Source organism: Corallococcus exercitus (genome assembly GCF_003611585.1).
In the GTDB taxonomy this organism is placed as follows: Bacteria; Myxococcota; Myxococcia; order Myxococcales; family Myxococcaceae; genus Corallococcus; species Corallococcus exercitus.
Window position 1 is genome coordinate 1 of the sequence record NZ_RAVW01000325.1, and the last position, 11,411, is coordinate 11,411.

General features: G+C 68.5%; 8 protein-coding genes and 1 pseudogene. 4 read left to right on the plus strand and 5 right to left on the minus strand.

Annotated elements, in window-relative coordinates; all coding sequences use genetic code 11:
- Positions 1-27: 27 nt before the first annotated feature.
- Positions 28-276 (plus strand): annotated as a pseudogene (locus D7W79_RS30550) (helix-turn-helix domain-containing protein); the annotation flags it as partial.
- Between the two features lie 265 nt (positions 277-541).
- Complete coding sequence (gene mrpC / locus D7W79_RS30555; RefSeq protein WP_014395195.1) at positions 542-1,288, plus strand: Crp/Fnr family transcriptional regulator MrpC; 747 nt, start codon at positions 542-544, stop codon at positions 1,286-1,288.
- A gap of 102 nt (positions 1,289-1,390) precedes the next feature.
- On the opposite strand, the gene D7W79_RS30560 is transcribed toward mrpC, so the two are convergent.
- The gene (locus D7W79_RS30560) at positions 1,391-2,284 is read right to left on the minus strand and encodes a hypothetical protein (RefSeq protein WP_120528903.1); all 894 of its coding nucleotides are present in this window, start codon (positions 2,282-2,284) and stop codon (positions 1,391-1,393) included.
- A gap of 166 nt (positions 2,285-2,450) precedes the next feature.
- Here D7W79_RS30560 and D7W79_RS30565 point away from each other — a divergent pair, with 166 nt between their 5' ends.
- Positions 2,451-4,289 carry a MutS-related protein gene (locus tag D7W79_RS30565; RefSeq protein WP_120528904.1) on the plus strand — a complete coding sequence of 613 codons (1,839 nt, stop codon included), beginning with the start codon at positions 2,451-2,453 and terminating at the stop codon, positions 4,287-4,289.
- A gap of 53 nt (positions 4,290-4,342) precedes the next feature.
- Here D7W79_RS30565 and D7W79_RS30570 read toward each other — a convergent pair whose 3' ends face one another.
- The gene (locus D7W79_RS30570) at positions 4,343-5,515 is read right to left on the minus strand and encodes a thiolase family protein (RefSeq protein WP_120528905.1); all 1,173 of its coding nucleotides are present in this window, start codon (positions 5,513-5,515) and stop codon (positions 4,343-4,345) included.
- A gap of 81 nt (positions 5,516-5,596) precedes the next feature.
- On the minus strand, positions 5,597-7,987 hold the full coding sequence (locus D7W79_RS30575) for a 3-hydroxyacyl-CoA dehydrogenase/enoyl-CoA hydratase family protein (protein WP_120528906.1): 2,391 nt from the start codon (positions 7,985-7,987) through the stop codon (positions 5,597-5,599).
- Positions 7,988-8,115: 128 nt separating this feature from the next.
- Here D7W79_RS30575 and D7W79_RS30580 point away from each other — a divergent pair, with 128 nt between their 5' ends.
- Entirely contained in the window at positions 8,116-9,870 is a 1,755-nt protein-coding gene (locus tag D7W79_RS30580) for a M1 family metallopeptidase (protein ID WP_120528907.1), read from the plus strand.
- A 6-nt stretch (positions 9,871-9,876) separates the two neighbouring features.
- On the opposite strand, the gene D7W79_RS30585 is transcribed toward D7W79_RS30580, so the two are convergent.
- Complete coding sequence (locus D7W79_RS30585) at positions 9,877-10,755, minus strand: DNA-methyltransferase (protein WP_120528908.1); 879 nt, start codon at positions 10,753-10,755, stop codon at positions 9,877-9,879.
- Positions 10,756-10,986: 231 nt separating this feature from the next.
- A complete protein-coding gene (rpmE, locus tag D7W79_RS30590; protein ID WP_120528909.1) occupies positions 10,987-11,235 on the minus strand; it encodes a 50S ribosomal protein L31 in 249 nt (82 codons plus the stop codon).
- Positions 11,236-11,411: the final 176 nt, after the last annotated feature.

Consider the following 11,411-nt stretch of genomic DNA (forward strand, 5'->3'; position numbering starts at 1 on the left):
TAAGATACAGCCCTGGACCCCCACCGCGCCCCCGGCGCCGCGGGCGCCATGTTCGCGGCCCCCGCCGTGGACGACGTGAGCCTCATCCCCACCCTGGAAGAGGCCGAGCGGCAGCTCATTGCCCGGGCCATGGCCGTCACGAAGGGCCACAAGGGACGCACCTGTCAGATCCTGGGCATCAGCCGTCCGACCCTTGAACGAAAGCTTCAAAAGTTCGGTCTTGCACAGGGTCATGGTCCACAGGTGCACCCTTATCCGGTGAAGGATGCTTCCTGACACTGTCCCAGCCCGGACAAACCGGTGTGCCCCTTTAACGTTTCGTTCAAACTGATCAGACTGTTTGAACGTTCTGTTTCAGGTTTTGGACACACTTGGGGGGGCCAGGCCGGGCTGTAGCGCTAAGTACCCGGCATTCCTCGAACTGTTCCCCTGGGAATACTTCAAGTGCCCGTGGCACGCCTCTTGGAAAGGGCAAGGTCCGTCCGCAGCAGCAGCAGCGACCAACCTTCCCCATCCTCTTCCGTCTTTCCAGGAGACTCCCATGCACGGCTTCAACCGCCCCCTCGGCCCCATCGGTTCCAACGTCGTGGCGCCCCTGCAGGCGACGTCGTCCGGCATGATGGTGACCGCGAACAAGCTGGTCCCCGGCCAGGAAGCCATCGACTTCAAGGGCTACTTCAAGGTCGAGTCCTTCCCGCACAACTCCACCATCTACCGCCCCGGCGACACGTCGGACCGCGTGTACCTGCTGAAGTCCGGCCGTGTGCGCCTGATGCGCATTGGCAAGAACAGCACCCGCTCGGTGGTGTCCATCCTCCGCCCGGGCGACCTGTTCGGCGAGCTGTTCCGCCCCGAGGGCACGCCCATCGAGGAGATGGCCGTGGCGGCGGGCGAGGCCGAGGTGTGGAGCATCGAGGGCCGTGACTTCCGCGCCCAGTTGGAGGCCCGTCCGGCCCTGGCGGTGGACGTGGTGCGCGCCTACGCGGACCGCGTGCGCTCGCTGCGCAAGCGCGTGCTGGGCCTGACCTTCAAGGAAGTGCCGGCCCGTCTGGCGGACACCCTCCTGACGCTGGTGGAGGCGCACGGCGAGCGCTGCCCGCACGGCGGTGAGACGGACCTGCGCGGCATCACCCAGCAGGATCTGGCGGACCTGGTGGGCGCCTCGCGCTCCTTCGTGTCCACGCTCATCAACGAGATGAAGCGCGAGGGCGTGCTCGGCAACGTCGGCCGCATCCTCTGCGTGCGTGACCAGAAGGCCCTGCGCAAGCTGGCCTCCAAGGAGAAGTAGGCCGCACGTCCCCGCGAGGGGACCCTGACGTCCAACGGGCCTGACCGCGAAAGCATCCGCGGCCGGGCCCGTGGTGTTTTCAGCGCACGGTGCTTCAGGCGTTCAGAACGTGAAGCCCATGCCGAACTCGGGGGTGAAGCCGAGGGCCAGCCCCAGCGGGGCCACTTCGGAGTCCAGGGCGAGGTAGCGCGCCCCACCCCGCAGCATGAGGCTGCCCAGGTGCAGCGCCAGCCCCGCGCGCGCGTCCACCTGCTGGTAGGGCCCGGGCGTCAATTGCAGGCGCGCCTCCGCGTCCAGGGGGCCCAGGACGCACGCCTCCACGGACATGCCCGCGCTGGGGCCCACGTAGACGCTCCCGGGGAGGTCCAGGAGGGAGACGCCCGCCTCCACGCGCAGGCGCAGGTCCTCCCGGACGATGGGGGAGAACGTCACGTGCATCTCTCCCAGGGTGCGCTCGTCGCGGTATGTCGAGGACTCCCACGTGCCCACCAGCCGGGACAGTCGCAGGTCCACGCCGAACTGGTGCACGTCCCAGCCCAGGTCGAAGTCCAGGCCCATGCCCCCCTCGAGGGGTGACGCCAGCACGCCCGCGCGGAAGGAGAACGGCACGGCGTGCCGCAGCGAGTTGCGCTCGGGTGTCGCGTCCGGCGCGTCGATGTCGTGGCCATGGTGGGTGCCCGTGGCGGCGATGGCCTCCCCCATTCCACGAAACAGCAGCTCGAAGACGGCGCCCAGGATGATGGCGGCGGCATCGTCGGAAGCGCTGGAGCTGCAGCAGTCATCCGTGGAGGACACCGTCGTCGTCTTGGAAGAGCGGTTCTGGTTCTCGTCCTCCTCCTTCGCATCGTCGTCATCGGCGCCAATGGCGGACGCCTTGTGGACGGGCTTCGACGTTTCGTTGGAATCCGAGTGCTTGCCGAAGCGGGCTTCGGCGGGAGGCGCGGCGAGCAGGCCCACGAGGAGCCCTCCGCCCAGCACGACCTTGGGGAACGACATGGGGTTGAACCCCCTCCGCGAGGCACGGCCGGCCCGACCGCCCCTCACACGCGCCATTCAAATCCCGGGGGCCCACGCGAAGTCAACGGCGGGTGTCAGCGAAGCGTGACGGAGCGCGTTGCGCGCTTGCCCTCGGGCGGGGGGCCGCACAGCATGCGCGGCCATCGTGCCCGCCCCTTCTGAGTCCCCGAGCCCCCATCGCACGTACACCGACCGCCGCGCCACCGCCCAGGCGGACCTGACGGCGTTGGACCGCGTCAGCGCGAGGTACGCCAACCTGCGCACCGTGGCCTTCGTGGCGGCGCTCGTCATCGCGGCGCTGACGCTGATGGGCCGGCTGCCGAAGCCCTGGTGGTGGGCGGCGGCGAGCGCGCTCGCCGTCTACGGCCTGCTGGCGGTGCTGCATCACCAGGTGTTCCTCAAGGAGCAGCGCGCGCGCCTCTTCGTGCTGCTCAACGAGCGCGGCCTGGCGCGGCTGGAGGGCGGCTGGCATTCCTTCACGGACACGGGTGAGCGGTTCCTCTCCCCCACCCACCTGTACGCGACGGACCTGGATGTCTTTGGCCAGGGCAGCCTCTTCCAGCTCATCAACGAGACGGCGACGCGCGCGGGCGAGGAGCGATTGGCGGCGTGGCTGTCCGCCCCCGCGACCGCGGAGACGGTGGTGACCCGGCAGGGCGCCGCGCGCGAGCTGGCCCCGCGCGTGGACTTCCGCCAGGAGCTCTGTGTGGACGCCCGCGTGGTGGCGAAGGACAAGGCGGACCCCGCCCTCTTCATCCAGTGGGCGGAGGCAGGCCCGTCACTGGACGCCATCCGCTGGTCACGCCCCCTGGCCGTGCTGCTGCCCCCGGTGACGCTCGCCCTCTTCATCCTGGGCACGGTGGGCGTGATTCCAGACAGCCTCGTGTGGCTGGGCCTGTTCGCGCAGCTGGGCATCGCGGTGGCCACGCGCCGCACGCTGAAACAGATGGATGACGCCGTGGAACAGGGCGAGCGCGGCTTCGTGCGCTACGCATCCCTCTTCGAGCGCGTGGAAGGACAGACCTTCGAGCACCCGCGCCTGAAGCAGCTCCAGTCCGGCCTGCGGGCGGAAGGGGGCCCTCCAGTGTCCGCGCTGTTCCGGCGCTTCAGCCGGCTGTACTCGCTCATCGAGTTCAAGCGGCACCAGTTCCACGCCCTGGTGCACTGGCTCACGCTCTGGGACATCCACGCCCTCTTCGCGCTGGAGGGCTGGAGGGCTGCCCACGGCCGCGACGTGCGCCAGTGGTTCGAGGGGCTCGCGGAGCTGGAGGCCCTCTGCTGCCTGGGAGGGCTCGCCCACGACCGGCCTGCCTTCGCCTGGCCCCAGCTGGAGGCCCAGGGTCCGCGCGTGGAGGCCACGGCGCTGGGGCACCCGCTCCTGGACGCGCCCGTGCCCAACGACGTGTCCCTGCCCGGCCCGCGCCACGCGCTCCTCATCACCGGCTCCAACATGAGCGGCAAGACGACGCTGATGCGCGCGGTGGGTGCCAACGTGGTGCTGGCACTGGCGGGCGCGCCGGTGTGCGCGGCGGCGTTCCGGCTGTCCCCGGTGCAGGTGCTCACCAGCATGCGCGTGAAGGACTCGCTGGAGCGCGGCGTGTCGTACTTCTACGCGGAGGTGCAGCGGCTGAAGATGGTGCTGGACGCCGCGGCGGCCGCGAAGGGCCAGGCCCTGTTCCTGCTGGACGAAATCCTGCTGGGCACCAACACCCGCGAGCGCCAGATTGCCTCGCGCGAGGTGCTGCGGCTGCTGCTCGCCTCCGGCGCGTGTGGCGCGGTGACGACGCATGATTTGTCATTGGCGGTGCTGGCGGACGAGCCGGGCTCGCACGTGGTGAACGTCCACTTCCGCGACCACCTGGAGGACGGGAAGATGGTGTTCGACTACCGGCTCCGGCAGGGGGTGGTGGACACCACCAACGCGCTGCGGGTGCTGCGCCTGGCGGGCGTCCCGGTGAACGACCCGGACGCCCCGGCCTCCTGACCTATCCCCTTCGCGCCCCCTTCGAGTGACAGGGGGCGCGAACGGGAAGCGGACTACTTCGCCAGCTCCACCAGCGCCGCGGCACCCATGCCGCCGCCGATGCACATGCTCACCACGCCGTAGCGGCCGTCGCGGCGCTTCAGCTCGCGCAGGATGGTGGCCACCATGCGCGCGCCGGACACGCCCAGCGGGTGGCCCAGGGCGATGGCGCCGCCGTTCGGGTTCACCTTGTCCAGCGGGATGCCCAGCTCGCGGATGCAGTGCAGCGCCTGCGCGGCGAAGGCCTCGTTGAGCTCGAACACGCTGATGTCTTCAATCTTCAGCTTGTTGCGCTCCAGCAGCTTGCGGATGGCCGGCACGGGGCCAATGCCCATGACCTCCGGCGGCACGCCGGCGACCACGTAGTCCACGAAGTAGCCCAGCGGCTTGACGTTGAGCTCCTTCGCCTTCTCCTCGCTCATCACCACCGCGGCCGCCGCGCCGTCCGTCAGCGGCGACGCGTTGCCCGCCGTCACCACGCCCTTGGCGTTGAAGGCCGGGCGCAGCTTGGCCAGGCCCTCCACCGTCGTCTCCGGACGCAGGATGGTGTCCACGGAGACGGTGACTTCCTTCTTCGTGCCGTCCTCGTCGAACATCGTCGTGGTGACGGGGAAGATCTCCTCCTTGAACTTCCCCTGCTCGCGGGCGGTGGCCGCGCGGCGCTGGCTCTCCGCCGCGAACTTGTCCGCGTCCTCACGCGTGACGCTGTAGCGCGTGGCGATGTTCTCCGCGGTGGCGCCCATGGAGGTGTAGACCTCCGGGATCTTCTCCATGATCTCCGGGTTGGCGGAGACCTTGTTGCCACCCATGGGCACCATGGTCATGGACTCGGTGCCACCGGCGATGGCCACCTGGAGCATGCCGGACTTGATGCCCTGCGCCGCCTGCGCCACGGACTGCACGCCCGAGGAACAGAAGCGGTTGATGGTCATGCCCGGAACGGTGTCCGGCAGGCCGGCGAGCAGGCTCGCGTTGCGGGCCACGTTCATGCCCTGCTCCGCCTCCGGCATGGCACAACCCAGGATGACGTCCTCCACGTCCGTCGGCTTCAGGCCGGGGACCTGGGCGACGGCCTCCTTGATGGCAAGGGCCGCGAGCGTATCCGGACGCGTGTCCTTGAACTCTCCCTTGTGGGCGCGGGTGAAGGGGGTGCGCACCGCGCTGGCAATCACGACTCGACCGGACATGTCAGGTGTCTCCCTGCCCGGACAGCGTCCGAGCGTGCTTCGGAATTCGTGTCTGGAAACCCATTGAGTAAACGCCCCGCGCTAGTTGCGCAGCGGCTTGCCCTTCTCGAGCATGAACATCATGCGGTCCTGGGTCTTCTCCTCGCCGATGAGGCTCAGGAACGCTTCCATCTCCAGCTCCAGCAGCTTGTCCTCGGTCACCAGCACGGACGGGCTGGTGTCACCGCCGGAGAGCACGCGCGCCAGCTTCTGGGCGATCTTCCGGTCGTGGGCGCTGATCTGATTGTTGAGCTGCATGTCGTACAGCATCATGTCGATGGTGGCCGCGCCGTTGGGGCCCGGCAGCCGGAAGCGCGTGGGACGCGGCGGGCGGAAGCCGCCGTTCGCCAAGCCCAGCACGCGCGCCTTCGCGTCCGACAGCAGGAAGTCGCGGTTGCCCGTGATGCCGTCCTGCTGCGACAGGAAGCCGAACTCGCGGGCCTCCTCCGCGCTCGTCGCCACCTTCGCGGTGCCGATGGCGAGGAACACCTTCTTGAGGAAGGGCAGCGCGTCGAAGTCCTTGTCCGCCGCGTAGGCGCCGAACACGTTGCGCAGCAGCATCATGGTGCCGCCGCCGCCCGGGATGAGGCCCACGCCCACTTCCACGAGGCCCATGTACAGCTCCGCGCTGGCCTGCACCGCGTTGCCACCCATGGTGACCTCCGCGCCGCCGCCCAGCGTGAGGTTGAAGGGCGCCGTCACGACGGGCACGGGGCTGTAGCGCATGCGCTGGTTGGCCTGCTGGAACGCGGACGCCATCTTGCGGATGGAGTCGAAGTCCTCGCTCTTGGCCGCCATCAGCATGGCCATGATGTTCGCGCCCGCGGAGAAGTTGGACCCGTCGTTGCCGATGACGAGGCCCTTGAAGTTCTTCTCCGTCTCATCCAGCGCCGTGTTCATCATCGCGATGATGTCATCGTCGATGGAGTTCATCTTGGAGTGGAACTCCAAGAGCGTGGCGCCGTCGCCCATGTCCCACAGCGACGCGCTGTCGTTGCCGGTGATCTTCTTGTTGCCGCGCTTGAGGTACTCCACGCGGAAGGTGCGCGCGTTCTCCTGCACCGGCTTCACGGACTTGGACGGGATGTCCCAGTAGGTGTCGCGGCCGTCCTGCACGCCGTAGAAGGACGTGCGGCCCTTGGCCAGCATCTCCTCCACCCAGGCGGCGGGCTTGAGGCCCAGCGCCTTCATGCGCTCCACGCCCTTCTGGACACCGTAGGCGTCCCAGACCTCGAAGGGCCCCAGGTCCCAGCCGAAGCCCCAGCGCACGCCGCGGTCCACGTTGACCAGGTCGTCGGCGATCTCCGGGATGCGGCGGCTGGAGTACGCCAGCACGTCCAGGGTGACGCGCTCGGCGAACTTGCCGGCCTTGTCGTCCGCGTTCATCACGGACGCCACGCGCTCCTTGACGTTCTCGATGTCCTTCGCGGCGCCCAGCGAGTCGAAGCGCACCTTCGCCTGCGGCCGGTACTCCAGCGTCTTCAGGTCCAGCGCGAGGATGTCCTTGCCGCCGGCGGCGCGGTCCTTCTTGTAGAAGCCGCCGCCCGTCTTGTCGCCCAGCATCCCCTTCTCCACCATCTTCTGGAGGAAGTCGGGGGCGGCGAAGACGCTGCGCTCCTCGTCGTGGGTCAGCGTGTCGTAGCAGTTCTTCGCCACGTGGGTGAACGTGTCCAGGCCCACGATGTCCGCGGTGCGGAAGACGGCGGACTTGGGACGACCCATGGCCGGGCCAAAGATCTTGTCCACCTCTTCGATGGACATTTCCGTCTTCTGCATCTCGGAGATGGTCCGCATCATCCCGTACACGCCGATGCGGTTCGCGATGAAGTTGGTGGTGTCCTTGCCGTAGACGATGCCCTTGCCGAGCACCTCTTCACCGAACTTGTGGATGGTCTTCACGACCTCCGGGTTCGTCTCCTGGCCGGCGACCAACTCCAGCAACTTCATGTAGCGCACGGGGTTGAAGAAGTGCGTGACGAGGAAGTTCTTCTTGAACTCCGCGCCGCGGCCTTCGGTCATTCCCACGATGGAGAGGCCGGAGGTGTTGGAGGAGATGATGGCGTCCTTGCGGGCGTGCTTCTCCACCTTGGCGAACAGGGCCTGCTTGACGGCCAGGTCCTCCTTCACCACCTCGATGATCCAATCGCACTCGCCCAGCCGCGCGAGGTCGTCCTCGAGGTTGCCCACTTCGATGGCGGCCAGCACCTGCTCGGACACGATGGGGCTGGGCTTCGCCTTGCGCAGGTTCGCCAGCGCGCCTTGAGCGAACTTGTTGCGGAACGCCTTGGAAGCAGTGTCCTCGCCCGGAGCAGCCTTGGGCGGAACGATGTCCAGCAACAGGGCGCGCACGCCGGAGTTGGCCAGATGCGCGGCGATGCCACTGCCCATCACGCCAGCGCCAAGCACCGCCACTTTTCGGATCCGGGTCGTCATCGGAAATTGGCTCCCTTGAAAGGAAGTAGGGGACTGCACAAATGTAGGCGATTGACCCGGAAGTCAACCGGCATTGCCGTCGGGTGTGCTCGCCAGGAGGTCGGCTCCCCGACTACAAGCTGGGGCCCATGGCTCGCCTCGACCCGCACTCGTACAACGACAGCACGCAGCCTGAGACGGAAACGCTGGACTGGAAGGCTCGCGTCGATTTCCGGACGCGCCGCCTGCACGCGGAGGCCACACTGACGCTCAAGGAGGCGTCAGCGGGGCCCCTCGACCTGGACACCCGCGACCTGGACATCCGGGGCGTCGTGGATGCCCAGGGTCGCCCCTTGCCCTACATCCTCTCCCCTCCCGAGCCCATCCTGGGAAGCCGGCTGCGGATTGAACTGCCGACGGGGGTGAAGCAGCTCACGGTGCGCTACCGGACCTCACCGGAGGCCAGCGCCCTGCAGTGGCTGTCCCCGCCGCAGACGGCGGGCGGGCAGCAGCCGTTCCTGTTCAGCCAGTGCCAGGCCATCCACGCGCGCAGCGTGGTGCCGCTGCAGGACACGCCGCGCATCCGCATCCGCTACCGCGCGTCCCTGCGCGTCCCCAAGCAGCTGAAGTCCGTGATGGCCGCGTCCTTCGTGGGGCGCGAGGAGCACGGCGTGGAGGCGGAGGAGCACTACGAGATGCCGCAGCCGGTGCCCCCGTACCTGCTGGCGTTCGCGGTGGGCAGCCTCACGTCGAAGGAGCTGGGGCCGCGCTCGCGGGTGTGGGCGGAGCCGGAGGCGCTGGAGGACGCGGCGGATGAGTTCGCGGGCGTGGACGACATGCTCAAGGCCGCGGAGTCGCTCTTCGGGCCGTACGACTGGGAGCGCTTCGACCTGCTCCTGATGCCGCCGTCGTTCCCGTACGGCGGCATGGAGAACCCGCGCCTGACGTTCCTCACGCCCACGCTCATCGCGGGGGACAAGAGCCTGGTGAACGTGGTGGCGCATGAGCTGGCGCACTCGTGGACGGGCAACCTGGTGACGAACGCGTCCGCGGAGCACTTCTGGCTCAACGAGGGCTTCACCGTCTTCGCGGAGCGCCGCATCCTGGAGGCGCTGGCGGGGCCGGAGGTCGCGGCGCTGCACGCGGCCCTGGGGCGCCGCTCGCTGGACGAGGCGCTGCACCACTTCCGCGCGCACCCGCAGCTCACCGCGCTGCGCACGCACCTGTCCGGCGTGGACCCCGACGAGGCCTTCTCCCAGATTCCCTACGAGAAGGGCTACCTGCTCCTGCGCGCGCTGGAGGACGCGGTGGGCCGCCCCACCTTCGACGGCTTCCTGCGCCGCTACCTGGCGAAGTACCGCTTCCAGGCGCTCACCACGGAGGAGTTCGTCCGCTTCACGGAAGAGGAGCTGCCCGGCGCGCTGGCGAAGGTGGACGCGGACGCGTACCTGAACCGGCCCGGCGTGCCGGAGAGCGCGCCCCGCCCTGCTTCCGCGCGGCTGGAGGCGCTGGAGAAGCTGCGCGGCAAGGTGCCTTCGCAGGCGGACACGAAGGACTGGACGCCCACCGAGTGGCAGCTCTTCCTGGAATCCATGCCGGTGGACACGGCGAAGGACGTCTTCCGGGAGCTGGACGCGAAGTACGCGCTCACGGCCAGCCGCAACTCGGAGGTGCTGGTGGCGTGGCTGGTGGCGGCGCTGCGCGCGGGCTTCGATGCGCCGCTCGGCCGGGCCGAGGAGTTCCTCGGCGAGGTGGGCCGGATGAAGTACTTGAAGCCGCTCTACAGCGTGCTCGCCTCGTCGCGCGACCACCGCAAGGTGGCGCGCGCGGCGTTCGAGAAGCACGGGGCGAGGTACCACCCCATCGCGCGGCAGGGCGTGGAGCTCATCCTCGCCCGCGCGTGAGACGGACTACTTGAGGGTCGCGTCCAGGCGCTTCTTGGACAGGGCCAGGTACTCCGGGTTCATGTCGATGCCCACGTAGCGGTGGCCGTGCTTCAGGGCGGCCACGCCGGTGGTGCCGCTGCCGTTGAAGGGGTCCAGGATGAGCGAGTTCTCCGGGCAGCTCGCCTCCAGGATGCGCTCCAGCAGGGCCACCGGCTTCTGGGTGGGGTGGCTGCCGAAGGCCTTCTCCTCGCCGCGAGGGGCCGTCTGGGTCCACATGCGGCCGGCGCCGTCGGCGGTGAGCTCCTCGTCACCGTTGCGCGGCAGGTTCCACACGTCGCGCATCTGCTTGCCGCCGTTCTCCGCCTTCATGCGCTGGTAGTTGAAGACGTGCTTCAGCTTGCCGCCGGACGACGGCGAGGCCCAGATGAGCAGCTCCGTGGAGTGCGTGAAGTAGCGGCACGCCAGGTTGGGGCTCGCGTTGGGCTTGTACCAGGTGACGGTGTTGAGCAGCTTGTAGCCCAGCTTCTGCATGGCGAAGCCGGCGTTGAAGATGACGTGCTGGGTGCCGCTCACCCACAGCGTGCCGGTGGGGCGCAGCAGGCGCTGGCAGGCCGCGAGCCACTTCGTGGTGAAGGCGTGGTCCTCCTCCACCCCGCGGGAGACGTCCCACTGGCCCTTGGCCACGGAGACGCGCTTGCCGTTCTTGCAGGTGGTGCCGCCGTTGGAGAGGAAGTACGGCGGGTCCGCGAAGATGAGGTCGAAGGACTGCTCGGGCAGCTGGGCCATCAGCTCCAGGCTGTCGCCCTGCAGCAGCGTGTAGGCCTCCCCGCGCTTCGCGAAGACGCTGTCGTTCTGGGAGCGTCGGACAATCTTCAGGGCAGGGGCAGCAGCTTCCGCGAACATCACGCCTCCGTCTTTGGGACAGACGTCTCTGGGACGCGGCGGACTGTGCGGTCAGTTGGCTGCTACGTCGAATTTCTGGCCTGTAATTGGCTGTAGCAGCCAAAGCGCGCGCGAAAATTTGACGAGCGCGGGGAGTTGAAACACCGCGAGCAGGGCGGGGAGCGCCTCTGTCTTTCGAGGCCCTCCACGACCCTGCTCGTGGGGTACAGCGGATGCTGTCGAACGGAAGGACTACGCCTTCTCGGGCTCGGCGGCCTTCGCGCCCTTCTTGGCGGCCGGCGCGTTGTTCGCGTACTTCTTCTTGAAGCGGTCGATGCGGCCGGCCGTGTCCAGCAGCTTGTACTTGCCGGTGAAGAACGGGTGGCAGTTCGAGCAGACTTCCACGCTGAACGAGCCGCGGGTGGACTTGGTCTCGACGACGTTGCCGCAAGCGCAGGTGATGCGGGCGGGCGGATAGACCGGGTGCATTTCGGGCTTCATGGCTTCTCTCCAGTGCGCCTTGCCCCCGCCCAGGATGGGAGGGAGGTCCAGCGTTGTAGGTGGGTCGGGGCTTATAGCTACGGCCCCGCCCTTTCTCAAGGATGCCCGTCCGGGCCGGGGGTTTCACCCCGGAGACGCCCCTCTGGGGGCCGGCTGGCGGGCAGCCAGGGGGACGG

What these genes read in the sequence shown, in the direction of transcription:
- mrpC (WP_014395195.1), top strand. Translation starts at nt 542, where the DNA reads ATGCACGGCTTCAACCGCCCCCTCGGCCCCATCGGTTCCAACGTCGTG.
- D7W79_RS30560 (WP_120528903.1), bottom strand. Translation starts at nt 2,284, where the DNA reads ATGTCGTTCCCCAAGGTCGTGCTGGGCGGAGGGCTCCTCGTGGGCCTG.
- D7W79_RS30570 (WP_120528905.1), bottom strand. Translation starts at nt 5,515, where the DNA reads ATGTCCGGTCGAGTCGTGATTGCCAGCGCGGTGCGCACCCCCTTCACC.
- D7W79_RS30575 (WP_120528906.1), bottom strand. Translation starts at nt 7,987, where the DNA reads ATGACGACCCGGATCCGAAAAGTGGCGGTGCTTGGCGCTGGCGTGATG.
- D7W79_RS30580 (WP_120528907.1), top strand. Translation starts at nt 8,116, where the DNA reads ATGGCTCGCCTCGACCCGCACTCGTACAACGACAGCACGCAGCCTGAG.
- D7W79_RS30585 (WP_120528908.1), bottom strand. Translation starts at nt 10,755, where the DNA reads ATGTTCGCGGAAGCTGCTGCCCCTGCCCTGAAGATTGTCCGACGCTCC.
- rpmE (WP_120528909.1), bottom strand. Translation starts at nt 11,235, where the DNA reads ATGAAGCCCGAAATGCACCCGGTCTATCCGCCCGCCCGCATCACCTGC.